Origin of the sequence: Deinococcus sp. (assembly GCF_018260405.1) — a bacterium.
In the GTDB taxonomy this organism is placed as follows: Bacteria; Deinococcota; Deinococci; order Deinococcales; family Deinococcaceae; genus Deinococcus.
On sequence record NZ_JAGLBG010000232.1, the window covers coordinates 1 to 386 of the forward strand.

Below are 386 nucleotides of genomic sequence, written 5' to 3' on the forward strand. Positions count from 1 at the left end.
GTCTGGGCCGATGAAGTTGGGATCAGCATGACACCAGTTGTCGGCAATACCTGGGCGACTCGTGGGCAAACCCCGGTGATTTTTGCCAAAACCAACTGGAAAAAGCTTTCCGTCATCGGCGGAATCACGTCTGAAGGCCAGTTTTTTCAGCAAACGCACGAAGGCTCTATCAAAGCGGCTGGATTCATCGCGTTCCTGAGCCACTTGCTGCGCCATATCAAGGGAAAGGTCACCGTTGTTGTGGACAACGCGAAAATTCACAAGGCGAAGGCCGTTTCGGCCTTCCTGGCGGAGCATCAGCGACTCAGTCTGACCTATCTCCCAGCGTACAGTCCAGAACTGAACCCGATTGAACTCGTGTGGGCCTATGTGAAGCGGCACCACCT

Annotated in this window: 1 protein-coding gene; it reads left to right on the top strand. The window is 54.4% G+C overall.

Annotated elements, in window-relative coordinates:
* Positions 1 to 27 precede the first annotated feature (27 nt).
* A partial coding sequence (locus QZ269_RS13280) for an IS630 family transposase (protein WP_291427169.1) occupies positions 28 to 386 on the top strand: 359 nt, incomplete at its 3' end.